The 23,393-nt window shown below is 73.8% G+C and carries 20 protein-coding genes and 2 pseudogenes; 11 read left to right on the top strand and 11 right to left on the bottom strand.

What is annotated here, in order from left to right; genetic code table 11:
- Window positions 1-12 precede the first annotated feature (12 nt).
- Both ACWGKU_RS20660 and ACWGKU_RS20655 read left to right on the top strand, forming a co-directional pair.
- The gene (locus ACWGKU_RS20660; RefSeq protein ID WP_401049529.1) at window positions 13-678 is read left to right on the top strand and encodes an HAD family hydrolase; all 666 of its coding nucleotides are present in this window, start codon (window positions 13-15) and stop codon (window positions 676-678) included.
- Between the two features lie 95 nt (window positions 679-773).
- Entirely contained in the window at window positions 774-1,694 is a 921-nt protein-coding gene (locus ACWGKU_RS20655; RefSeq protein ID WP_452177247.1) for an aminoglycoside phosphotransferase family protein, read from the top strand.
- Between the two features lie 62 nt (window positions 1,695-1,756).
- On the opposite strand, the gene ACWGKU_RS20650 is transcribed toward ACWGKU_RS20655, so the two are convergent.
- From ACWGKU_RS20650 to ACWGKU_RS20640, 3 genes and pseudogenes are all read right to left on the bottom strand, one after another.
- Complete coding sequence (locus tag ACWGKU_RS20650) at window positions 1,757-2,452, bottom strand: aspartate/glutamate racemase family protein (protein WP_452177246.1); 696 nt, start codon at window positions 2,450-2,452, stop codon at window positions 1,757-1,759.
- A gap of 57 nt (window positions 2,453-2,509) precedes the next feature.
- Entirely contained in the window at window positions 2,510-4,360 is a 1,851-nt protein-coding gene (locus ACWGKU_RS20645) for a CocE/NonD family hydrolase (RefSeq protein WP_452177245.1), read from the bottom strand.
- Between the two features lie 157 nt (window positions 4,361-4,517).
- Window positions 4,518-5,492 (bottom strand): annotated as a pseudogene (locus ACWGKU_RS20640) (hydrolase); the annotation flags it as partial.
- A 259-nt stretch (window positions 5,493-5,751) separates the two neighbouring features.
- Here ACWGKU_RS20640 and ACWGKU_RS20635 point away from each other — a divergent pair.
- Window positions 5,752-6,882 carry a Nickel transporter NicT gene (locus ACWGKU_RS20635; protein ID WP_401053605.1) on the top strand — a complete coding sequence of 377 codons (1,131 nt, stop codon included), beginning with the start codon at window positions 5,752-5,754 and terminating at the stop codon, window positions 6,880-6,882.
- Window positions 6,883-6,985: 103 nt separating this feature from the next.
- Here the strand turns inward: ACWGKU_RS20635 and ACWGKU_RS20630 are convergent, their stop codons facing one another.
- On the bottom strand, window positions 6,986-7,924 hold the full coding sequence (locus ACWGKU_RS20630) for an SGNH/GDSL hydrolase family protein (protein WP_401053607.1): 939 nt from the start codon (window positions 7,922-7,924) through the stop codon (window positions 6,986-6,988).
- A 346-nt stretch (window positions 7,925-8,270) separates the two neighbouring features.
- Between ACWGKU_RS20630 and ACWGKU_RS20625 the strand changes: the two genes are divergently transcribed.
- From ACWGKU_RS20625 to ACWGKU_RS20610, 4 genes are all read left to right on the top strand, one after another.
- Window positions 8,271-9,926, top strand: a complete 1,656-nt coding sequence (locus tag ACWGKU_RS20625; RefSeq protein ID WP_401053608.1) for an FAD-binding dehydrogenase — start codon at window positions 8,271-8,273, stop codon at window positions 9,924-9,926.
- A gap of 201 nt (window positions 9,927-10,127) precedes the next feature.
- Window positions 10,128-10,544 (top strand): (2Fe-2S) ferredoxin domain-containing protein, encoded by a 417-nt coding sequence (locus ACWGKU_RS20620; RefSeq protein ID WP_452177244.1) that lies wholly within the window; start codon window positions 10,128-10,130, stop codon window positions 10,542-10,544.
- A gap of 151 nt (window positions 10,545-10,695) precedes the next feature.
- Window positions 10,696-10,950, top strand: a complete 255-nt coding sequence (locus ACWGKU_RS20615) for a hypothetical protein (protein WP_359912273.1) — start codon at window positions 10,696-10,698, stop codon at window positions 10,948-10,950.
- 229 nt (window positions 10,951-11,179) lie between these two features.
- Window positions 11,180-12,847: a fibronectin type III domain-containing protein gene (locus tag ACWGKU_RS20610; RefSeq protein WP_452177243.1), complete on the top strand. Its 1,668-nt coding sequence runs from the start codon at window positions 11,180-11,182 to the stop codon at window positions 12,845-12,847.
- 60 nt (window positions 12,848-12,907) lie between these two features.
- Here ACWGKU_RS20610 and ACWGKU_RS20605 read toward each other — a convergent pair whose 3' ends face one another.
- Together ACWGKU_RS20605 and ACWGKU_RS20600 are read right to left on the bottom strand one after the other, a co-directional pair.
- The gene (locus tag ACWGKU_RS20605) at window positions 12,908-13,240 is read right to left on the bottom strand and encodes a YnfA family protein (protein WP_401050411.1); all 333 of its coding nucleotides are present in this window, start codon (window positions 13,238-13,240) and stop codon (window positions 12,908-12,910) included.
- 18 nt (window positions 13,241-13,258) lie between these two features.
- Window positions 13,259-14,473 carry a pyridoxal phosphate-dependent aminotransferase gene (locus tag ACWGKU_RS20600; RefSeq protein ID WP_452177242.1) on the bottom strand — a complete coding sequence of 405 codons (1,215 nt, stop codon included), beginning with the start codon at window positions 14,471-14,473 and terminating at the stop codon, window positions 13,259-13,261.
- Between the two features lie 97 nt (window positions 14,474-14,570).
- Between ACWGKU_RS20600 and ACWGKU_RS20595 the strand changes: the two are divergent.
- Window positions 14,571-14,924, top strand: a pseudogene (locus ACWGKU_RS20595) (winged helix-turn-helix transcriptional regulator); the annotation flags it as partial.
- A gap of 259 nt (window positions 14,925-15,183) precedes the next feature.
- Complete coding sequence (locus ACWGKU_RS20590) at window positions 15,184-15,975, top strand: SGNH/GDSL hydrolase family protein (protein ID WP_401050407.1); 792 nt, start codon at window positions 15,184-15,186, stop codon at window positions 15,973-15,975.
- A 6-nt stretch (window positions 15,976-15,981) separates the two neighbouring features.
- On the opposite strand, the gene ACWGKU_RS20585 is transcribed toward ACWGKU_RS20590, so the two are convergent.
- Window positions 15,982-16,644 carry a GNAT family N-acetyltransferase gene (locus ACWGKU_RS20585; RefSeq protein WP_452177241.1) on the bottom strand — a complete coding sequence of 221 codons (663 nt, stop codon included), beginning with the start codon at window positions 16,642-16,644 and terminating at the stop codon, window positions 15,982-15,984.
- 129 nt (window positions 16,645-16,773) lie between these two features.
- Between ACWGKU_RS20585 and ACWGKU_RS20580 the strand changes: the two genes are divergently transcribed.
- Entirely contained in the window at window positions 16,774-17,712 is a 939-nt protein-coding gene (locus ACWGKU_RS20580) for a pentapeptide repeat-containing protein (RefSeq protein ID WP_452177240.1), read from the top strand.
- Window positions 17,713-17,799: 87 nt separating this feature from the next.
- Here ACWGKU_RS20580 and ACWGKU_RS20575 read toward each other — a convergent pair whose 3' ends face one another.
- The 4 genes from ACWGKU_RS20575 to ACWGKU_RS20560 all read right to left on the bottom strand — a co-directional run bounded on the left by ACWGKU_RS20575 (window position 17,800) and on the right by ACWGKU_RS20560 (window position 20,689).
- A complete protein-coding gene (locus tag ACWGKU_RS20575; protein WP_401046779.1) occupies window positions 17,800-18,534 on the bottom strand; it encodes a tyrosine-protein phosphatase in 735 nt (244 codons plus the stop codon).
- A 9-nt stretch (window positions 18,535-18,543) separates the two neighbouring features.
- Entirely contained in the window at window positions 18,544-19,197 is a 654-nt protein-coding gene (locus ACWGKU_RS20570) for a TetR family transcriptional regulator (RefSeq protein ID WP_401046782.1), read from the bottom strand.
- A gap of 107 nt (window positions 19,198-19,304) precedes the next feature.
- A complete protein-coding gene (locus ACWGKU_RS20565; RefSeq protein WP_401046784.1) occupies window positions 19,305-20,204 on the bottom strand; it encodes an aminoglycoside phosphotransferase family protein in 900 nt (299 codons plus the stop codon).
- A gap of 92 nt (window positions 20,205-20,296) precedes the next feature.
- Window positions 20,297-20,689: a PPOX class F420-dependent oxidoreductase gene (locus ACWGKU_RS20560; protein WP_359912243.1), complete on the bottom strand. Its 393-nt coding sequence runs from the start codon at window positions 20,687-20,689 to the stop codon at window positions 20,297-20,299.
- A 178-nt stretch (window positions 20,690-20,867) separates the two neighbouring features.
- On the opposite strand from ACWGKU_RS20560, the gene ACWGKU_RS20555 reads away from it, so the two are divergent.
- Window positions 20,868-23,339, top strand: a complete 2,472-nt coding sequence (locus tag ACWGKU_RS20555) for a Tex family protein (RefSeq protein WP_401046786.1) — start codon at window positions 20,868-20,870, stop codon at window positions 23,337-23,339.
- The last annotated feature ends 54 nt before the right edge of the window (window positions 23,340-23,393 follow it).

Genomic DNA, 23,393 nt, shown 5'->3' with positions numbered 1-23,393 from the left:
TATGCTGGTCGGATGATCAAGCCGATAGAGCTGGTGATTTTCGACTGCGACGGCGTCCTGGTGGACAGTGAGGTGATCGCCGTCCGGGTGCTGGTGCGCCTGGGGGCGGAGCACGGCTGGCCGCTGACCGAGGCGGAGGCGATCGAGCTCTTCGTCGGACGGTCCGAGGCCGCCAACCGGGCGACGGTCGCCGAACGGCTGGGCGCCGAGACGGCCGTCCTGTGGAGCAAGCGCTTCGTCGAGCTGCACGCCGACGCGGTCGACGCCGGGCTGACCCCCGTGGCCGGCCTCCCGGAAGCCCTGGCCGCGATCACCCTGCCCACCTGCGTGGCCTCCAGCGGCACCCACGAGAAGATGCGCCACACCCTGGGCCGCACCGGCCTCCACGACCACTTCGCCGGACGGATCTTCAGCGCCACCGAGGTCGCCCGCGGCAAGCCCGCGCCCGACCTCTTCCTGCACGCCGCGCGTTCGATGGGCGTCGACCCGGCCGCCTGCGTGGTGGTCGAGGACAGCCGGCCCGGCGTCGAGGCCGCCCGCGCCGCCGGGATGCGCGCGCTCGGCTACGCGGGCGGCGTCACGGCCGCGGAGCGGCTGGCGGGGCCGGGCACCGTGGTCTTCGACGACATGCGGGACCTGCCCGGCCTGATCGCCGCGGGCGCGGTTCACCAGGAGTAGGCCCCGCCCTCCGGGCAGGAGAACGACCCGCGGGGCCGGGCGGGCGCGGCAATTCGGTTGCCCGGCGCGGCCGGCGGGTGGCAGGGTCGGGCACCATGGCCTCCTCCCGCAAGCTGCACCCCGACGAACTGGACATCGACGAGGCCCTGGTGCGCCGGATGGTCGCCGAGCAGTTCCCGCAGTGGGCCGGTCTGCCGGTCGAGCCGGTGGAACCGGCCGGGACCAGCAACGCGATGTACCGGCTCGGGGCGGAGCTGGTGGTGCGCATCCCGCGGATCCCCGGGGTGGTCGAGGAGATCGCCAAGGAGGACGTCTGGCTGCGGCGCCTGGCCCCGCGGCTGCCGGTCCCGGTGCCGGGCCCGCTGGCCGTGGGCGGGCCGGTCGACGGCTGCCCCTGGCCCTGGTCGGTGCTGCGCTGGCTGGACGGCGACACCCCGGACGCCGGGCGGCCGGCCGAACCCGAGCTGCTGGCCCGGGACTTGGCCGGCTTCGTGACCGCGATGCGCGGGATCGACCCGGCCGGCGCGCCCGCCGCCTACCGCAGCGAGTCGCTGGCGGACCGGGACACCGGGACGAGGAAGGCGATCGCGGCCGTGCCGGACCTGGTCGACGTCGCCGCAGCGACCGCCGCCTGGGAGCACGCCCTGGCCACCCCCGCGCCCGCCGGCCCCCCGCTCTGGATCCACGGGGACCTCCAGCCCGGCAACCTGCTGGTGTCCCCGGACGGCCGGCTCGCCGCCGTCATCGACTTCGGCTGCGCGGGCCTGGGCGAACCGGCCGTCGACCTGATCCCCGCCTGGTACGTCCTGCCCGCCGCCGCCCGCGGGACCTTCCGCGCGGCCGCGGCCCCCGACGACGCGGCCTGGGACCGCGCCCGCGGCTGGGCCCTGTCCGTCGCGTTGATGGAAGTCTCCTACTACCGGGACAGCGACCCGAGGATGACCGCCATCGCCCGCCACGTGATCGCCGAGGTGCTGGCCGAGCACGCGTCCCCGTCCGGTGGCCGTCGCCCGTAGGCCTCCCGGCGTGCGTCGTGCTCCGGGGATCCCGCCCGGGACCGGCCGGCGCCGTCTCCCGTTCAGTCCTCGGCGAGGGCGGCGTCGATCGCCGCCTCGGCGTGCAGGCGGGTGGTGGGGAAGACGGGGGCCGGGCTGTCCTCGGGCCGGACGAGCAGTTCGATCTCGGTGCAGCCGAGCACGATTCCCTCCGCGCCGGCCGCCACCAGTTCCCGGATCACCTGCCGGTACCTCGCCCGGGACTCCTCGCGGACCAGCCCGATGCACAGTTCCTCGTAGATCACCCGGTGCACCAGGGCGCGCGAGTCGGCCCGCGGCACCAGGACGTCCAGCCCGCCGGACGCCAACCGGCCCCGGTAGAAGTCCTGTTCCATCGTGAAGGCGGTTCCCAGCAGCCCGACCCGGCGCAGGCCCGCGGCCCGTACGGCCGTGGCCGTGGTGTCGGCCAGGTGCAGCAGCGGAACGGAGACCGCCGCCGCGACCTGGTCGGCGACCTTGTGCATGGTGTTGGTGCAGATCAGCAGCAGTTCGGCGCCCGCCGCCTCCAGCGCCCGGGCCGCGTCGGCGAGGACCTCGCCGGCCTCCTCCCACCGGCCGGCCGCCTGCAACCGTTCGATCTGCGCGAAGTCGACGGAGTACAGCACGAGCCGGGCGGAGTGCAGTCCGCCGAGGCGCTCGCGGGTGAGTCGGTTCAGCAGGCGGTAGTACTCGGCGGTGGATTCCCAGCTCATGCCGCCGATCAGGCCGATGGTCTTCATGGGGCTATTTATAAGCCAGGGGCGAAATACAAGGCAAGGCCATAAGGGAAACTATGACTACTCCCCTCGGGGTACCTGGTGCTGCCACTCCCGGGCGAACACCACCGAGCCCGCCTCCAGCGCCCGCAGCTGGATGACGCTGATGAAGTGTTCGGCGTCGCAGCGCAGTTGGGTGCGGGTCTGGACGGTGACGTCCCAGCCGATGTCGGGCCGCTCCAGACGGACGGTGCGGTCGGTGCGGGCCTGGGCGCTGAGCGGGGCGCCGGTGAGCACCCGGTAGGCGGTGACGGTGTGTTCGTCGCGGACCAGGCCGTCGGGGTGGGTGCGGGTGCCGTCGGTGGCGGGGGAGAGCTCGGCGCGCCACTCGTGGCGGCCGATGTCGTGCACGGTGAGGTGTTCGGGCCGGACGGTGAGCGGTTCGGTGAGGTGGATGTCGAGCGGTGCGGGCAGCACCGGGGGCTCGAAGGTGACGGGCGGGGCGCCGACGTCGGCGGCGAGGTGGCGCACCGGCAGGCTCAGGGTGGAGCGGGACGGGTCGACGCCGTACCCGGTGTCCTCCGCGGGGGGCCAGACCCAGGGCCAGTAGACCGAGGAGAGGGCGAGCCGCAGCCGGTGCCCGGCCGGGACCGTCCAGGCGCAGGCCGCGAGCTCGACCTCGGCGTCGGGCCCGTCGGCGACCAGGAAGCCCCGGGTGACCAGCTCCGAGGTGCCGTCCGGGCCGACCGCGCACAGCCGCACCGTCACCTGGACGGGTGCCCCGTCCTCGCGCAGCCGCAGCCGGACGGTCGGGGCGCCGAGCAGCTCGACGGGTTCGGGCAGCGGCTGGGAGTCGAAGCAGACCGAGCGGCCGTCCTCCTCGCGCTGGTCCGGCGGCCGGTCGGCGGGACGGCCGTGGGGGACGTAGGCGCCCGCGTTGAGGCCGGTGTGCTGCGGGGACCGGACCGGGACGTACCGGTCGTGGGAGGCGGTGCCGGCGGTGCGCAGCGGCCCGTCCAGGCCGTAGTGGATCTCCCGGACGTCGGGGGAGGGCCAGGCCTCGTCCCCGGTCCAGCGGGTGGAGAGCCAGGCGCGCAGGGCGGGTTCCTTGAGGGCGCCGGTGTCGATGCCGCGCAGCCAGTGGTCCCACCAGCGCAGGGTGTCGGGCAGGGCGGCCTCGGGCAGGCCGTGCGGCCAGGGTCCGATCAGGGCGTGGGCGGTGGGGGACTCGGCGAGCAGCCGCAGCACGAAGGAGCAGGACGGGTCGCCCCAGCCGGCCACGGCGAGGGTGGGCACGGACACCGGGACGGTGCTCGCGCGGGGTGCGAGCCAGTCGTCGACGGGCGGCTGCAGCGCCTCCAGCCGGGCCAGCCAGGCGGCCCGCCAGGCGTCGCCGACGTGCCGCGGGTCCGGTGGCAGGGCGGCGTCGGCGACCAGGGTGGTGAGCCGGGTGTGCAGGTCGGCGGCGAGCACGGCCCCGCCGAGCCGGTGGCCGCCCTCGGGGCAGGCGGTGACGACGGCGCCGACGGTGCCGGGGGTGCGGGCGGCGAGCCGCAGGGCGGTGGTGCCGGCGGTGCCGGTGCCGAGCAGGCCGAGCCGGCCGTTGCACCAGGGGCGGCGGGCGAGCCAGTCGACCACGGCGGCGCCGTCGGCCAGCTCCTGTTCGCCGCCGGGCTCACCGGGGATGCCCTCGGAGTTGCCGTGCCCGCGGGTGTCGACCCGGACGGCGGCGTAGCCGTGGCCCGCGTACCAGGGGTGGCGGCGGGCGTCCTCGGCGGCGGTCCGGTCGGTGAGGCGGCCGCCGGAGTACTCCAGCAGCGCGGGGCCGGGCTCGTCACCGACCGGCCGCCACAGCCGGGCGGCCAGCCGGGTGCCGTCGGGCAGCGGGATGTGCAGGTCCTCGCGGGTGGTGTGGAAGGGGTAGGACGGCATGGCCGCTCCCATCGGTCCCTGGCGTCGGCCTTCCGACGGTTCGGTATTTCCGACAGTAGGGGAGGGAGCGGCCCTTTTCCTGATGAGAGGGGCCTGATGAGAGGGCCTGATGCGCGGGGCCTGATGAGCGGGGCCCCGGTGGGGGCGCCCCCGGTCAGGCCTTGCTCAGCCAGGCGGTGGCGTTGAGGGCGAGGGCGGCGTCGGTGCCCGCCGGGTCGTCCCAGCCGTTGTACAGGGTGTTGCCGGACTGGCCGGTGCCGTCGTCGATCGGGGAGCTGTCGCCCCAGATCGCGACCCGGCCGGAGCCGAAGGTGCTGGTGACGAAGAACGCGCCGGTGTTGCCGCTGTAGCCGGTCCGGTAGACCAGGCCCTTGACGTTCGGGTTGTCGGCGGGCTTGAGGGTGAAGGTGGTGCCGTTGCGCAGGATCGAGCCGGTGACGGTGCCGAAGGGGCCGTGCAGCACCGGGTCGGTCGGGGCGTCGGCCGCGCGCGGGTTGTCGGTGGTGATGTTGAGCAGGTCGACCGAGAAGCCGAAGGGGTCGTTGTTGTTCACCCCGTTGTTGGTCAGCAGGTCGTTGATGATCTTCGGGGAGTCCCAGCCGTCGTTGTTGCGGTCGCTGTTGTTGTGGTCGGAGACCAGGAAGAGCCCGCCGCCGTTCTTCACGAAGTTCATGATCGCGGCCTTCTCGCCCGCGGAGAAGCGCGTGTTGGGCTCCGGGATCACGAAGGTGTCGAAGTTGGCGAGGTCGAGCGCGGCGCCGGTGCCGTAGCTGATGGTGGACCCGGCGGGGAGGGTCTTCAGGCTGTACTGGCCGGTCTTCTGGAGGGCGACGCCCCAGGCGGACAGGGCGCCGGTCCAGCTCTTCTCGGTGGTGGGGTCGGCGTTCTGGGCCAGCGGGTCGGGCTGGCTGGTGCTGATGATCCAGTCGGCGTTGCCCGCGGTCTCGGCCTTGCTGTTGTCGAACAGCACCCGGTGCGGGGTGGCGCCGACGGTGGCGGTCCTGGCGGCGGGCGCGGCGGGCGCGGTGAGTGCGGCGGGGCCGGGCGCGGCGGTGGCGGCGGGGGTGGTGAGACCGGCCGTGAGCAGGGCCGTTCCGGCGAGGGCCGCGGCGGTTCGGATGCGGATCGTCATGTGCCGTTCCTCCGTGGGGAGTTGAGGGGGCAGCGCTCAGGTTTTCGCGCGTAGAACGGGAGTATCCGCGCGTAGAGCGCCGGGTGAAAGCCCTCCGAGGTTACGAAGCCTTGTACGGGTCGTGACGATCTTCGGGAGGGGGGTGGAAGCCGGGGGAGACCGGGGGCGGACGAATCCGTAATTGCGCATGACTTGCAACTGCGCGCACCGAGGCGGAAAGATGGCCCAGCTTCGACCGCCCGACCGAAAGGACACGACGATGACCGCCCCCCGCTGGCGCGACCGGCTCACCCGTGAGGAGTGGATCCGCCTGGCCGGAATGGGCGGATTCATCCTCGCGCTCCACGTCATCGGCTGGTTCACCCTGCTCGCGGTGGTCGAGCCCGAGCACTACGACGTCGGCGGCCAGGTGTTCGGCGCCGGCATGGGCCTGACCGCCTACACCCTCGGCATGCGGCACGCCTTCGACGCGGACCACATCGCCGCCATCGACAACACCACCCGCAAGCTGATGGGCCAGGGCAAGCGGCCGCTGTCGGTCGGCTTCTGGTTCTCGCTCGGGCACTCGTCGATCGTCTTCGGCCTCTGCGCGCTGCTGGCCCTCGGCATCCGCTCGCTGGCCGGCCAGGTGGAGTCCGACGACTCGACGCTGCACGAGATGACCGGCCTGATCGGCGTCGCCGTCTCCGGCACCTTCCTGCTGCTGCTCGGCCTGATCAACCTGGGCGCCTTCAACGGCATCCTCAAGGTCTTCCGCCGGATGCGCGAGGGCGACTACGACGAGGCGGAGCTGGAGCGCCAGCTGGAGCGGCGCGGGCTGATGAACCGCATCCTCGGCAGGGTCACCAGGGCCGTCACCAAGCCCTGGCACATGTACCCGGTGGGCCTGCTGTTCGGCCTGGGCTTCGACACCGCCACCGAGGTGTCCCTGCTGGTGCTGGCGGGCGGCGCGGCGGCCTTCTCGCTGCCCTGGTACGCGCTGCTCACGCTGCCGATCCTGTTCGCGGCCGGAATGAGCCTGCTGGACACCATCGACGGCTCGTTCATGAACTTCGCGTACGAGTGGGCCTTCTCCAAGCCGGTCCGCAAGATCTACTACAACCTGACCGTCACCGGGCTGTCGGTGCTGGTCGCGCTGGTGATCGGCTCGATCGAGCTGATCGGCCTGCTCGGCGAGAAGCTGGACATCACCAGCGGTCCGGTCGCCTGGATCGGCGCACTCGACCTCAACTTCGTCGGCTACGCCATCGTCGGACTGTTCGTGCTCACCTGGGCCGCGGCGATCGCCTACTGGAGGCTCGGCAACGTCGAGGAGAAGTGGTCGGCCGGGCTGGCCGCCGCTTCCGCCGCCGGTGCTGCCTCCGCTTCCGCCTCCGCGAAGTCCGAGTAGGGCGCGCAGGACCGAGGGGCCGGTGACCGGGGGTTCGGTCACCGGCCCCTCGGGGCTTTCCGGGGGCTTTCCGGGGCCGCGCCGGGCGGGCGCCGCGGCCGCGCTACTTCAGCGCGGCGAGCACCGCCTGGGCCATCACCTGCTCGCCGGTCGCGTTGGGGTGGAACGGCACGGCGGGCGAGCCGGGCAGCGCGCCCTCGATCCAGCGGTCGTCCGAGCAGACGTCGTGCCCGAGGGTCGGCGTCGCGGTGTCCACGTAGGTCGCGCCGTTCGCGGCCGCGGTGGACTTCAGCGCGGCGTTCAGCTTGTTGAGCACGCCGTACATGTACTCGACGTCGCCCGGCGTCACCGGCTGGCGCAGGACGCACTTCGAGCCGTCGGCGGGCAGCACGGACGGGTAGCCGACCAGCAGCACCCTGGCCCCGGGCGCCTTGGCGTGGATGCGCTTGAGGGTGTCGGCCAGCTGCGGGGCGATGGTGGTGCGGATCCGCTCGGCCAGGTCGTCGGTGCCGTACTGCCAGGACATGCTGCTCCAGTCCCAGTGGCCGTGGTGGTAGACGTCCTTGCAGGGCGTGCCGAGCGGGTTGACGACGGCGCCGGCGATGCAGGTGGCGACCAGTTCGCCGAGGCCGAGGTCGCTGGCCGCGAGGTCGTTGCCGCCGATCCCGAGGGTGACCAGGTCGGTGTCGGCGGTCACCGCGTCCAGCTGCGGGTCGTTGACCCTGATGAAGGCGTCGTACTGGGGCTGCGTCATCGCCTTGATCTTGGCCGCGGAGCAGGTGACGTCGGTGTACCGGCCGGACTTGAGGGCGGCGGCGACCAGGTGGCCGTAGTTGCGGTCGGAGCGCAGGCACAGACCGGCCGACTGGCCCGGCACGCCGGCGCCGGCGGCGTAGGAGTCGCCGAGCGCCACGTAGTGCTTCGGCGCGGCGCCGGCGGCCTGGGCGCTGCTGGAGGTGAGCGCGAGTGCGGCACCGAGAGCGACGGCGGCGAGCGCGGTGGAATTCCGGAGGTGCCGGGATTTCCGGGCAGGGCGGAGCACGATTCCTCCTGGGGGAGAGAAACGACGGGTGGGGGTCGCATCGAGCCGGGCCACAGCTACTCGCAGGTAAGTTACTGCCAGGTTTCCCGGACGTCCATGGTTTGCGCGGAAATTGCCGACATTCCGTCAGGCGGGCCCGGACGGAATTCCGCATTTCGCCCCACCGGGTGCCGAACGGCTATCGCGCCACTGCCGGCGGCAATTCCGAAACGGCCCGGAGCGGAATTCACGCGGGCGGTTGTTACCCGCCGGTTGACCGGACGTCACCGCAGACCGCAGTATCGGGCGCACAGCGGCGGCGCGTCCCGGACGCGCCGCCACCGCGAGCCCCGACGGAGGACTGCGCATGGCCCTGGACGCCGACGTCATCGTCATCGGAGCGGGCCTCGCGGGCCTCGCCGCCACCGCCGAACTCGCCGACGCCGGACGGAAGGTGATCCTCCTCGACCAGGAGCCCGCCGCCTCCTTCGGCGGCCAGGCGCACTGGTCCTTCGGCGGCCTCTTCCTGGTCGACTCGCCCGAGCAGCGCCGGATGCGGATCCGCGACTCGCACGCCCTCGCCCTGCGGGACTGGCTCGGTACGGCCGGCTTCGACCGGCCCGAGGACGCCTGGCCGCGCCGCTGGGCCGAGGCGTACGTGGACTTCGCGGCGGGCGAGAAGCGCTCCTGGCTGCACGGCATGGGCGTGCGGTTCTTCCCGGTGGTCGGCTGGGCCGAGCGCGGCGGCTACCTCGCCGACGGGCCCGGCAATTCGGTGCCGCGCTTCCACATCACCTGGGGCACCGGGCCGGGGCTGCTGGCGCCCTTCGTCCGGCGGGTCCGCGCCGCCGCCGCGCGCGGCCTGGTGGACCTGCGCTTCCGGCACCGGGTCACCGGGCTGTCCGCCACCGCGGGCGCCGTCGACACCGTCACCGGCGAGGTGCTGGTGCCGAGCCCGGTGGGCCGGGGCGAGGCCAGCTCGCGGGAGGCCGCCGGGAGCTTCGAGCTGCGCGCCCAGGCCGTGATCGTCACCTCCGGCGGCATCGGCGGCAACCACGACCTGGTCCGCAAGGCCTGGCCGGCCCGGCTCGGCACCCCGCCCGCCAGGCTGCTCTCCGGGGTGCCCGCGCACGTGGACGGACTGATGCTGGAGGTCGCCGGCCGGGCCGGGGCCAGCCTGATCAACGGCGACCGGATGTGGCACTACACCGAGGGCATCGAGAACTGGGACCCGATCTGGGCCCGGCACGGCATCCGCATCCTGCCCGGCCCCTCCTCGCTCTGGCTGGACGCCCGCGGCAAGCGGCTGCCCGTCCCGCTGTTCCCCGGCTTCGACACCCTCGGGACGCTCGAACACATCATGTCCACCGGGTACGAGTACACCTGGTTCGTGCTCAACCAGCGGATCGTCGAGAAGGAGTTCACCCTCTCCGGCTCCGAGCAGAACCCCGACCTGACCGGCAAGTCGGTGCGCGGTGTGCTCGGGCGCGCGCTGCCCGGCGCCCCCGGCCCGGTCCAGGGCCACCTGCGGCACGGCCGGGACTTCGTGGTCGCCCGCGACCTCGCCGACCTCGCCCGGGGCATGAACGCCAGGACCGGCGAACCGCTGATCGACCCGGACGAGCTGCGCCGCACCGTCGAGGACCGCGACCGGCAGCTGGCCAACCCCTTCGCCAAGGACCTCCAGGTCACCGCGATCCACGGGGCCCGCCGCCACCTCGGCGACCGGCTCATCCGCACCGCCGCCCCGCACCGCATCCTCGACCCGGGCGCCGCGCCGCTGATCGCCGTCCGGCTGAACATCCTGACCCGCAAGTCGCTGGGCGGACTGGAGACCGATCTGTCCTCCCGGGTGCTGCGGCCGGACGGCGAGGTGCTGCCGGGGGTGTACGCGGCCGGCGAGGCCTCCGGGTTCGGCGGCGGGGGCGTGCACGGGTACCGCTCCCTGGAGGGGACGTTCCTGGGCGGCTGCCTGTTCTCGGGCCGTACGGCGGGACGGGCGGCGGCCCGGGCGGTCGGGTAGCGCCGGCCGTCGGACGGCGGGGCGCGAGGCGTGGGGCGCGGGCGCGGGCGCGCGAGGTGGGAGGGGTCCCTGTCGAAGCGCCCGCGGTCCGGGTCCGTCCCGTCCGGGTCCGACCCGCGGCCCGGGCGCCGGCAGGGTGACAGGTACAGTGCGGAGGCCGGTGCGCAGGGTGCCGCAGCCCAGGAGGGGTCAGGAGAACCGATGAGCCGCCGAGACCGCGACGGTGCCCGGGACCGCAAGCGGGGCGCCGGCGCCCCCGTGACCGTCACGGTGTGCCGGGGCTGCTGCTGCGGCACCGAGGCGAAGCACCCCGGGGTGGACCACGCGGGCCAGTACGAGCGGCTGCGCACGGCGGTGGGCCCGTCGGGCCGGGTCCGGGCGGTCAAGTGCCTGGACGTGTGCACCCAGTCCAACGTGGTGGTGGTGGGCCCCTCGGCCGAGGGCCGGGCGGCGGGCGGCCGGCCGGTCTGGCTGGGCTTCGTGCTGATGGACGAGATGATCGACGAGATCGCCGCCTGGGTGCGCGCGGGCGGCCCGGGCCTGGCCGCTCCGCCCGGGCTGCTCGACCTCCAGCTGATCTCGGTCTCCCGGCGGGTCCGCGAGGGCCTGCCCGAGTGAGGCCGTGCCCCCGGCGCTACCGACTGATCGTCAGATCGTATTCAACCGGGACGGATCCGGGGCTGCCCGGGGGCCGTCAGCACTACCATGACCGGTGGCGCCGGGCCCTCGCGGACGGCGCCGAGCCGATTCCGCGCGAGGGAGGAAGCCGATGACGACGGTCTGCCGCATCTGCGCGGGCACCGGCCGGACCGCCGGTCTCAGCTGCCGGACCTGCCAGGGCACCGGCACCACCGAGGTGGGCGGCGGGGGCGGCAACTGCTTCCTCTGCGACGGCACCGGGGTGTACGTGCGCTACCGGGTGGACGCGACCGGGGCCAAGCACGCCTACCGGGACGAGATCTGCCGCACCTGCGACGGCACCGGCAACCGGGCCGCCACCCAGTGGGACGAGCCCTCCGGCTGAGGACGGACCCGGCCGGTGGCGCGGGCCGCGGGCCCGGGTGGGCCCCGCAGCACCGCCGACGACCGCTCAGGCCGGGGGACCGGTGGGGGCCATGATGCGGCGTCGAGACGGTACGGGTACGCCCTTTACCGAATCATGGTCGAACATTGGCGTTCGAATGGTGGGTACGCTGCGACCCGTTCACCCGGCGTCCGTGCGCGATCAACGTGCCGCTGGAAGAGTCCCGCGCATGGATATCCCCAACATGGGCGTGCCGGCCAAGCTTGCCGACCGCATGAGCATGGCCGAGCAGCACGAGTACCTGCGGGCCCGTTTCTCCCGCCGCCGGATGCTGCGCGCCGGTGCCGTGACCGTGGGCGCCGTCGCCGTCGGCGGCGCTCTGGGCAGCGGGACGGCCTTCGCCGCCCCGGCCGGCCCGCAGCTGCTGACCGGTGGCACGACCAGCGGCATCGACGGCGCGCTGGTCGCGCCGACCGGCCGTCACCTCCAGTTCGGCCCCGAGCCGGACACCCAGTTCCGCGTCTCCTGGCAGGTGCCGGCCCCGGTCAAGAAGCCGTTCCTGCGCTTCGGGAAGACCCCGTGGGAGCTGAGCCACAAGGTCGAGGCCGAGGTCCGCGCCCTGCACACCCCGGCGCTGACCCCGAACAGCCAGCCGGTGGACCAGTACTACCTGCACGTGGCGCTGGAGGACCTGCGCCCCGACACCACCTACTACTACGGTGTCGGCCACGAGGGCTTCGACCCGGCCTCGCAGCAGCAGATCTCCACCCTGCACACCTTCCGCACCGCGCCCTCCCGCGACCACCGCTGGGGCAAGGTGTACGAGCCGTTCACCTTCACCGCCTTCGGCGACCAGGGCGTCAGCGCGCACGCGGCCGGCAACGACCACATCATCAAGGCCCAGAACCCGGCCTTCCACCTGCACGCCGGCGACATCTGCTACGCCGACCCGGCCGGTTCCGGCACCGACCCGGACAAGTCCGTCTTCAACGCGAAGACCTGGGACGACTTCCTGGTGCAGACCGAGACGGTCGCCGCCGAGATCCCGTGGATGGTCGCGTACGGCAACCACGACATCGAGGCCTGGTACTCGCCGAACGGCTACGGTGGCGAGAACGCCCGCTTCTTCCTGCCGAACAACGGCCCGGACCCGCGCGCCGTCCCCGGCGTCTACACCTTCCGCTACAAGAACGTCGGCGTCGTCTCGCTGGACGCCAACGACGTCTCCTACGAGATCCCGGCCAACCTGGGCGTCTCGGCGAACAAGCAGACCAAGTGGCTGGAGCGCACCCTCAAGGACCTGCGCAACGACGAGACCGTCGACTTCGTCGTGGTCTTCTTCCACCACTGCGCCTTCTCCACCACCGTCGCGCACGCCTCCGAGGGCGGTGTCCGCGAGGCCTGGGTGCCGCTGTTCGAGAAGTACCGGGTGGACCTGGTCATCAACGGCCACAACCACATCTACGAGCGCACCGACGCGATCCTCGGCAACAAGGTCTCGAAGCAGGTGCCGAGCGGCGCCACCATCGAGCCGGCCAAGGACGGCGTGGTCTACGTCACCGCGGGTGCGGCCGGCCGCAGCCTGTACAAGTTCGACGTGCCGGACACCTACGAGGGGCACGAGAACCACCAGGACGAGGTCAAGACCTACTACTGGAGCAAGGGCAGGGTGAAGACCCCCGAGACCATCCAGTGGTCGCGGGTGCGCTACACCGGCTACTCCTTCATCAAGGTCGACGTCACCCCGAAGCACCTGGGCCAGAAGTCGGTCATGAAGGTCACCGCGCTGGCCGAGGACGGCACGCAGATCGACAACTACACGATCCTGCGCACGGTCGGCGAGGGCTGGGACTCGAACCGCGACGACGACGGCCAGGGCGGCGGCTGGGGCTGGTAGTCCCCGAGCGGCCGGCGCTCCCCGGACGCGCCCGACGGGCCCCGGCGGTGAGGGAGGACCTCAGCGCCGGGGCCCGTACATGATGACGCCGACCCCGGCCAGGCAGACCAGCGCGCCCAGCACGTCGTAGCGGGTCGGCCGGAAGCCGTCCACGGCCACGCCCCACAGCAGCGAGCCGGCCACGAACACCCCGCCGTACGCGGCCAGCACCCGGCCGAAGTCGCTGTCCGGCTGCAGGGCGGCGACGAAGCCGTACGCGCCGAGCGCCACCACCCCCAGGCCGGCCAGCCACCACGGCCGCTGCTCGCGCACGCTCTGCCAGACCAGCCAGCAGCCGCCGATCTCGGCGACGGCGGCGAGGGCGAACAGGGCGACGGAGCGAAGGACGGTCATGCGGCCGAGCCTAGGGCGTCAGCTCTGGCGGTACGTGGCCAGGAAGCGCCCGATCCGGTTGACGGCCGTCTCCAGGTCGTCGGCCCGGGGCAGGGTGACGAAGCGGAAGTGGTCCGGGCGCGGCCAGTTGAAGCCGGTGCCCTGGACGACGTGGATCTTCTCGCGCAGCAGCAGGTCCAGCACGAACCGTTCGTCGTCGACGATCCGGTGCACCGCCGGGTCCAGCCTGGCGAAGGCGTACAGCGCGCCCTTGGGCTTGACGCAGCTGACGCCGGGGATCTCGTTGAGCGCCTTGACGGCGATGTCGCGCTGCTCGGTGAGCCGGCCGCCGGGCAGCACCAGGTCGTTGATGGACTGGTGGCCGCCGAGCGCCGCCTGCACGGCGTACTGGGCGGGCACGTTGGGGCACAGCCGCATGCCGGAGAGCATGGTCAGGCCCTCCAGGTAGTCGGTGGCGTGCTGCCGGGGGCCGGAGACGACCAGCCAGCCGCTGCGGAAGCCGGCCACCCGGTAGGACTTGGAGAGGCCGTTGAAGGTGAGGGTCAGCACGTCGTCGGCCAGGGCGGCCAGGCAGTGGTGCTCGGTGCCGTCGTAGAGGATCTTGTCGTAGATCTCGTCGGCCAGCACCATCAGGTGGTGGCGGCGGGCCAGGTCGAGGATGCCCTCCAGCAGTTCCTTCGGGTAGACGGCGCCGGTGGGGTTGTTGGGGTTGATGACGACGATCGCCTTGGTGCGGGCGGTGATCTTGGCGGCGATGTCGTCCAGGTCCGGGTACCACTCGGCCTCTTCGTCGCACAGGTAGTGCACGGCCTTGCCGCCGGCCAGCCGGACCGCGGCCGTCCAGAGCGGGTAGTCGGGCATCGGCACGAGGACCTCGTCGCCGTCGTCCACCAGCGCGGTGACGGCCATCTGGATCAGCTCGGAGGCGCCGTTGCCGAGGTAGACGTCGTTGACGGTGATGCCCTGGACCCCGCGCTGCTGGTAGTACTGCACCACCGCCCGGCGGGCCGGCAGGATGCCGCGCGAGTCGCTGTAGCCGTGCGCCTTGGGCAGGTTGCGGATGATGTCCTGGATGATCTCCTCGGGCGCCTCGAAGCCGAACGGGGCCGGGTTCCCGGTGTTCAGCCGCAGCACGCTGTGCCCGGCCTCCTCCAGGGCGTTGGCCTGGTCGACCACCGGGCCCCGGATCTCGTAGCACACGTCATTCAGCTTGCTGGACTGTCGAAACTCCATCTGCGGCCTCCCGACCGTCACCACCGCTCCGTTGCTTCAGCTTTGTTCTACCAAGTGTGTACTTGGAAAGTCCAACCTCTTGGCTATGCTGATCCACATGTCACGCCGAAGCTACGACCAGTACTGCGCCGTCGCCCGCGCCCTGGACGCGGTGGGGGAGCGCTGGAGCCTCCTGATCGTCCGTGAGCTGCTCGGCGGCCCGCGCCGCTACACCGACCTGCACGCCGACCTGCCCGGCGTCTCCACCGACATCCTGGCCGCCCGGCTCAAGCAGCTGGAGGCGGAGGAGCTGGTGACCCGCCGCCGACTGGAGCGGCCCGCCAACGCGACGGTCTACGAACTGACCGTGCGGGGCCGTGAACTGCGCCCGGTCGTCGAGGCGCTGGGGGAGTGGGGGCTGGCCGCCCTCGGCGAGCAGCGGCCCACCGACGCCGTGCGCGAGCACTGGTTCACGCCCCGCGGGGCGGAGGAGCCCGCGGCGGTCGCGGCCGGCTGACGACCGCGGGCGTGCCCGGTCGCCCGGACGGGGCGGCGGCAAGGCCCCCGTCGCCGACCGCCGCCCCGTGTGCCCTCAGTGTGTTCCGGGCCGATCAACGAACGATCGGCGTGCGATGAGCGCCGGGGCCCGTCGCCGCCCCGGACGGGCACGCACGTACGATCGTCGGATCGTCGGACCGCCGGAGTCGTTCCAGGAGAGCGGAGGCCAGCCCGTGCCCACCCCCTACCGCAGCTATGTCGCCGTCGGCGACTCCTTCACCGAGGGCATGGGGGACGACCTGCTGCCGGACGGTCACTACCGGGGCTGGGCCGACCGGGTCGCCTCGGCACTGGCCGCCGAGCGCACCGACGCGCAGCCCGCGGACGCCGGCTTCCGGTACGCCAACCTCGCCGTCCGCGGCAAGCTCATCGGCCAGATCCACGACGAGCAGCTCGCCGCCGCCACCGCGATGGGGGCCGAGCTGGTCACCCTGGCCGGCGGCCTCAACGACGTGCTGCGCCCCGGCTGCGACATCGACGCGGTCGAGCGGCTGCTCGGTCGCTGCGCCGCCGGGCTGCGCGCCACCGGCGCCACCGTCGTGCTGTTCACCAGCACCGACCCCACCCGGCGCATGGCCGGCAGCGCCCGGCTGCTGCCCGCCATCCTGCGGATGAAGGCCTTCGTCCAGGAGCTGGGCCGGCAGGACGGCTTCGCCGTGGTCGACCTGTTCTCCGCGCCCTGCTTCGACGACCGCCGGCTGTGGGCCGAGGACCGCCTGCACCTCTCGTCCGAGGGCCACCGCCGGGTCGCCGCGGGAGTGCTGGAGGCGCTCGGCCGCCCCGCGGCCTTCGACTGGCGCGCCCCGCTGCCCGCCGCCGCCCCGGCCGGCCGCGCCGAGCGGCTGCGCGAGGACGCCCGCTGGCTGGGCACCCACCTCGGCCCGTGGATCGGCCGCCGCCTCACCGGCCGCTCCTCCGGCGACGGCCGCCCGGCGAAGCGGCCGGAGCTGCTGCCGTACCGCTGAGGCTCGCTACTCCTCGGCGCCGGCGCCCGGCGCGTCGAGGACCAGGCTCGCCATCGGGGCGTGGGTGGTCCAGCCCATCGCCTCGTAGAGCGCCCGTCCCTCCGGCGTGCCGACCAGTACGCCGGTGTGCGCGCCCCGCTCGTGCGCGGCGGACTGGAGCGTTCGCATCACCAGGACGCCCAGGCCCCGGCGGCGGTGCTCGGGCACGGTGGTGATCTGGTCCGGTACGGCCACCGGGCCGGCCAGGCCCGCCTGGCCGCGCGCGGCGAGGTGCCCGTCCCCGGTGCGCACCAGCGCCCGGAGGACCCCGCCCCGCTCCCAGGCGGTCACGGTGTACCCGGCCGGGACCTCGGGCCGCTCGGCGACGAGCGGCACGCTCATCAGGAAGCCCGGCACGTCCAGGCGCCACCGTTCGTCCAGCCAGGGGCGCACCGTGGCGTCCTCGGCGAACAGCTTCAGCCAGGTGGTCGGCGCGGTGACGGTCTCGGCGAGCTTGCGGACGTCGGCCTCGGTCGGCTCCGGCAGTACGTGCCGGCCCACCTCGCCGGCCGGCGCGCCGACGTCGATGCTCCAGCCCCAGGGCCGGTCCACCGGCTCGGCGGAGCCGCGCGAGACGGCCCAGCCCGAGATCCACATCCGGACCAGGTCCTTGGTGTCCGGTTCCCGCATGTCGCCCACCCCCGTGTGTAATGGTCTCAAAGGCAGTGCATAGCTTACCGACAGCGAGGGTCGTCGGGCCAGTAGGATTTCCGGGTTCACGGTGCCGCCCGGCGCCGGCTGCTGGAAGGACCCCGGAACGTGCGCGAGACCGAGCCGCCGCAGGACCCCACGGCGGCCGCGCCGACCCCGCTGGAATCCGACTGCGGCAGCTGCTTCGGCCTCTGCTGCGTCGCGCTGCCGTTCGCCGCCGGCAGCGACTTCGCCATGAACAAGGCGGCCGGCAGCGCCTGCCACAACCTCCGGACCGACTTCCGCTGCGGCATCCACGCCCAGCTGCGCGACCGGGGCTTCCAGGGCTGCACGGTCTACGACTGCTTCGGCGCCGGGCAGCGGGTCTCCCAGGTGACCTTCGGCGGCCGCAGCTGGCGCGAGGAGCCGGACAGCGCCAAGGCGATGTTCGACGTCTTCCCGATCGTGCGGCAGCTGCACGAGCTGCTCCGCTACCTCACCGAGGCGCTCACCTTCGCCGCCGCCGCTCCCGTCCACGACGAACTGCGGCAGGCGCTGGCGCAGACCGACCGGCTGGCCGGCGGCACCCCCGAGGAGATCCTCGCCGTCGACGTCCCGGCCCACCGGCAGCGGGTCAGCGAGCTGCTGCTGCGCGCCGGTGAACTGGTCCGTGCCGCCGTCCCGCGCCGCCGCGAGCTCCGGGGCGCCGACCTCTTCGGCGCCCGCCTGCGCGGCGCCGACCTGCGGGGGGCCAACCTGCGCGGCGCCCTGCTCGTCGCGGCCGACCTCTCCGGCGCGGACCTGCGCCTCGCCGACCTGGTCGGCGCCGACCTGCGGGACGCCGACCTGGCCGGCGCGGACCTCGGCACGGCCCTCTTCCTCACCCAGGCCCAGCTCAACGCCGCCCGCGGCGACGCCACCACCCGCCTCCCGGACGGCCTCACCCGGCCCGCCCACTGGCCCGAGACCGCTCCGGCCCCGGCGGCCGGCGGCCGGGCCGGAGGAGGGGCCGGGCCCCGCTCCGGCAAGGGCGGCAGCCGCCCCGCCCGGGGCGGACGCCGACGCTAGGGCGGCTCTGACACCTCCGGAAGCCCCGGCGGGCCGCTGCCGCGCCGGACGTCGGGCCGACCGACTTCCCGCGCGGGGAGGCGGGGCTCAGCCGGTCAGCAGGCGGGCGCGCAGGGCGGCGGTCTGCTCCCGGTCGATGCCGAGGGTGCCGGTGAGGTAGGCCTCGACCGAGCCGTAGCGGTCGGCGAGGTCGGCGAGGGTGAGCCGGATGACGGCCTCCGGGGCGCGCCCGAAGGCGGGCCAGCGCAGGGTGCGGCCGGGGTGGGCGGCGTGCCAGTCGGCGACGAAGTGCGGGGTGGCGAGCTCGGTGAGGGCGAAGTCGGCGGCGATGTCGTCCTCGCCGACGCCGAGCAGGGTGAGCAGCAGGGCGGCGATCAGCCCGGTGCGGTCCTTGCCGGAGGCGCAGTGGAAGACCACCGGGGCGTCGGCGGCCGTGATCACGTCCAGGGTCTGGCGGATCTCCTTCACCCCGTCCTCGGCGACCTCGGCGAAGCGGTCGGCGAGGTAGCGCCACGGGTCGAGCTCCGGGTCGATCTCGGCCTGGTCGTACGGGCGGTGCTCGATCGAGAGGTTGTGGTACTCCAGGCCCTCGAACGCGGGCACCCGGCCCTTGGCGGCGATCTCCCAGGGGTAGCGCAGGTCGATCACGGTCCGCACGCCGAGGGCGTGCAGCCGGTCGAGGTCCGCGGGGGAGTCGAGCTTGCCGAGCGAGTCGGAGCGGTACAGCAGCCCCCACCGGACGGAGCGTCCGCCGGCGGCCGCACAGCCGCCCAGGTCGCGGAAGTTGTGCAGGGCATCGAAGGAGTGGTGACGCGTCGTCATGCGCGCACTCTAGTCAGCGGCGGGCCGCTCGCCGCGGGGTGGGCCGTAGCCGTGGGCGAGCAGGTCGAAGGCGCCGGTGGCGTCCCCGACGGCCTCGGCGTACAGCTCGTCGGCGGTGCGGCCGTCCCGGATGCGGCGCCAGTTGTGCAGGGCGAGGACCCGCTGGGTGGCGGTGACCTGGGCGGCGAGCAGGGTGGCGGTGAGCTCCTGCGGCCCGGGCAGGCCGGGGCTCGCGCGCAGCGCCTCGGCCAGCGACCGCTCGGCGCGGGCCACGTACTCGCCGACCCGGGCGGCCAGGCTGGGGGTGCCGTGGACCAGGCCGGTGAAGGCGAGCACCGCGGGGTGGTCGTTGAGGCCGGTGACCGGGTCGCGCCGGGTGAGCCCGGCCAGGAAGTCCCGCAGCAGCGCGTCGAGCACCGGTTCGCCGGGCGGCCGGGCGCGGACCACCTCGGCGGCCTGTTCCTGGTGGTCGGCGAAGCGGTGGACGACCAGGTCCTCCTTGGTGGGGAAGTAGGAGAACAGCGTCGGTTTGGAGACCTCGGCGGCGGCCGCGACGTCGGCCACCGACACCCGGTCGAAGCCGTGCTCCAGGAACAGCGCGATGGCCGCCTCGGAGATGGCCCGCCGGGTCCGCTCCTTCTTCAGCTCCCGCAGTCCCGTCATGCGCCTCAGGCTAGCAGCGGGGATTGACCGGGACAGGTTTTGGACCCGGTCCTCCGGCGGGCGTGTCCCGGCCCGGGAGTGCCGCCACCGTGCACGGCGGACGGAGCCTAGGCGCTGCGGTCGGCGAGCACCTCGCGGACGACGTGGCGGGCGTTGGCGGTCAGCGCCTGGTCGGTGTGGCGGTAGTACGGGATCGTCACCAGGGCGATGGAGAAGGCCCAGGCGCGGCCGCGGGCCCACATCGCCTCGTCCGCGCGCAGGGCGGCGCGGAAGGCCGGCCGGGCGGCGGCGGGCAGCAGGTTCCAGGCGACGATCAGGTCGGCGGTCGGGTCGCCGACGCCCATCAGGGCGAAGTCGATGACGGCGGAGAGCCGCCCGGTGGGGGCGAGCAGCAGATTGCCCGGGGTGAGGTCGCCGTGCATCCAGACCGGCGGGCCGGCGTACTCGGGCAGCCGAAGCGCCTTGTCCCACAGGGTGGTTGCGGCGCCCGTGTCGATCGAGCCGGAGAGCTGGGCGATGGCCGCGCGGGTGGCACCGTCCCGGGAGGCGAGCGGGGCGCTGCGCTGGGAGGGCGGGGCGCCGGCCGGGTCGACGGCGCGCAGCGCGTTGACGAAGCCGGCCAGGTCGCGGGCCAGGGCCTGGGGCGCGGCCAGCGCGTTGACGGCCGGGTTGGCGCCGTCCAGCCAGTGCAGCACCGACCACTCCCACGGGTAGCCGGCGGCGGGCCGGCCGACCGCGAGCGGTGCCGGGACGGGCAGCGGCAGCCGCGGCGCCAGCCGGGACAGCCACTGCTGCTCCCGCCGCAGGCCCCCGGCGGCCCACTCCACCCGGGGCAGCCGGACGGCGAGTTCGGGCCCGAGGCGGAACATCGCGTTGTCCGCCCCGGGGGCGGGGACCGGGGTGATCGGAAGGCGCTCCCACTGCGGGAACTGGACGGAGATCAGCCGACGGACCAGGGTCGCGTCGACCACCGGCCCGTCGGGGTGCATCCGGGTGGCAGCGCACATGCCCGGCAGCGTACAGCGCTGGTCGTTACCGTTCAGCCCGATTCCCGAACTGCGCACATTCCGAAGGCCATTCGAAAGCGATCAGCGGACGTTCAGTCGAAGGTGACCCGCACCCCGATGGTGCCACCCTTGCCGAAGCGCAGCACGTTGGCGGTCAGCGCCACCGCGCACAGCAGCCCGTACTTGCGCCGCAGCAGCTTCCGGTAGGCGGGCGCCCGGTCCGGGTCCAGCACTGCGGCGGCCGGCACCTGGGCGCCGAGCAGGTTCCCGCGGATGTCGCTCGGCCCGACCAGCACGTCCGAACGGTTGCGCAGGCGCTTGACCTTGCCCGTCTTCGTGACGGTGGTGAAGACCAGCGCGTCACCGTCGCGCGCGACCCACACCGGGGTGGCGACCGGAGTGCCGTTCCTCCGGTACGTGGTGAACAGCAGGTACTTGGCGGCGGCGAGCCGCTCCAACTCGGCGGCGGCATCCAGAGTGTCCATGTCCGCCAGCCTAGGAAGCGGCAACTGGGCGCCGCTCAAGCCTCGGTGGAGCCGCCCGGCACGGCGCCGGACGGCGCGCCACGCCCGGCCGTCCCGGGTGCGGCCGGGCGTCGTCGTCGGCACCTGCCAGAATGCAGGGCGTACGGCGCAAGCACTGATGGAGAAGGTGACCGGCTTCGTGACCACGGCAGTCGAACAGGTGGCCCGGCAGGCCCAGCAGGCGATCGAGCGGAAGATCGCCGAGGAGCTGGGTGTCCGCGAGGGGCAGGTGAAGGCTGCCGTCGACCTGCTCGACGGCGGCGCGACCGTCCCCTTCGTGGCCCGCTACCGCAAGGAGGTCACCGGTTCCCTCGACGACGCCCAGCTGCGCGCCCTGGAGGAGCGGCTGCGCTACCTGCGCGAACTGGAGGACCGCCGGGCGGCCGTCCTGGAGTCGATCGAGGCCCAGGGCAAGCTGGACGACGCGCTGCGGGCCCGGGTGCTCGCCGCCGACTCCAAGGCCCGGCTGGAGGACATCTACCTGCCGTTCAAGCCGAAGCGGCGTACCAAGGCGCAGATCGCCCGCGAGGCCGGCCTGGAGCCGCTCGCCGACACCCTGCTGGCCGACCCGGGCCAGGACCCGGCCGCGCTGGCCGCGCGGTACCTGAACGAGTCGGTCGCGGACGGCCCCGCCGCGCTGGAGGGCGCCCGGGCGATCCTGGTCGAGCGCTTCGGCGAGGACGCCGACCTGGTCGGCTCGCTGCGCGAGCGGATGTGGACCCGCGGCCGGCTGGTCGCCCGGGTCCGCGACGGCAAGGAGGGCGACGGCGCCAAGTTCGCCGACTACTTCGACTTCGCCGAGCCGTACACCAGGCTCCCCTCGCACCGCATCCTGGCGATGCTGCGCGGCGAGAAGGAGGAGGTGCTCGACCTCGACCTCTCCCCGTACGACGGCGAGTCCGAGGGCGACCTGCCCGGCGAGAACGACTACGAGCAGCGCATCTCCGCCCGCTTCGGCATCGCGGACCGCGGCCGCCCGGCCGACAAGTGGCTCGGCGACACCGTCCGCTGGGCCTGGCGCACCCGCATCCTGGTCCGGCTCGGCATCGACCTGCGCGCCCGGCTGCGCGCCGAGGCCGAGGAGGAGGCGGTGCGGGTCTTCGCCGCCAACCTGCGCGACCTGCTGCTCGCCGCCCCGGCCGGCACCCGTGCCACCATGGGCCTGGACCCGGGCTTCCGCACCGGCGTGAAGGTCGCCGTGGTGGACGCCACCGGCAAGGTCGTCGCGTACGACACGATCTACCCGCACCAGCCCGCCAACAAGTGGGACGCGGCCCTGGCCACCCTGGCCGCGCTGGCGGCGAAGCACGGCGTCGACCTGGTCGCGATCGGCAACGGCACCGCCTCCCGGGAGACCGACAAGCTCGCCGAGGACCTGCTGGGGCGCCACCCCGAGCTGAATCTCACCAAGGCGATGGTCAGCGAGGCCGGCGCCTCGGTGTACTCGGCCTCCGCGTTCGCCTCGCAGGAGCTGCCGGAGCTGGACGTGTCGATCCGCGGCGCGGTCTCGATCGCCCGCCGGCTCCAGGACCCGCTGGCCGAGCTGGTCAAGATCGACCCCAAGTCGATCGGCGTCGGCCAGTACCAGCACGACCTGAGCGAGGTGAAGCTCTCCCGCTCGCTGGACGCCGTGGTCGAGGACTGCGTCAACGCCGTCGGCGTGGACGTCAACACCGCCTCGGCCCCGCTGCTCACCCGGGTCTCCGGGATCACCGGCACGCTGGCCGACAACATCGTGGCGCACCGCGACGCCAACGGCCCGTTCCGTACCCGCAAGCAGCTCAAGGACGTCTCCCGGCTCGGCCCCAAGGCCTTCGAGCAGTGCGCGGGCTTCCTGCGCATCCCCGGGGGCGCGGACCCGCTGGACGCCTCCAGCGTGCACCCCGAGGCCTACCCGGTGGTGCGCCGGATCCTGGCCGCCACCGGAGGGGAGCTGCGCGAGCTGATCGGTAACGGCGAGCGGCTGCGGGCGCTGCGTCCGGCGGACTTCGCCGACGACACCTTCGGCGTCCCGACCGTCACCGACATCCTCGGCGAGCTGGACAAGCCGGGCCGCGACCCGCGCCCGGCCTTCCGCACCGCGACCTTCAAGGAGGGCGTCGACAAGATCGGCGACCTGGAGGTCGGCATGGTGCTGGAGGGCGTGGTCACCAATGTGGCCGCCTTCGGCGCCTTCGTGGACGTGGGCGTCCACCAGGACGGGCTGGTGCACGTCTCGGCGCTGTCGAAGAACTTCGTCAAGGACCCGCGCGAGGTGGTCAAGCCCGGCGACATCGTCAAGGTCCGGGTGCTCACGGTGGACGTGCCGCGCAAGCGGATCGGGCTGACCCTGCGGCTGGACGACGAGGTCGGGCGCGAGCGCGGCGGCGACCGGGGCGACCGGGGCGACCGCCAGGGCCGCCCGCCGCGCCAGGAGCGCCGCGGCGGCGGTCAGGGCAACCAGGGCGGTCAGGGCGGCCGTGGCGGCCAGGACCGGCGCGGGAGCGGTGACCGGGGCGGCTCCGGCGGCGGTGCGCCCGCCAACAGTGCCATGGCGGACGCGCTGCGCCGCGCGGGCCTGACCGGCGGTGGCGACGGCGGCTCGGGCGACCGGCGCTCCGGGCGGCGCTGAGCCGGGACGGACGGATCACGGCCGGGGCCGGTCGACGCGTACCACCGCGTCGAC

This window comes from Kitasatospora sp. NPDC054768 (assembly GCF_053612025.1).
Note: the sequence above shows the minus strand (reverse complement) of the source record. Positions and strands in the feature narration are given on the sequence as shown.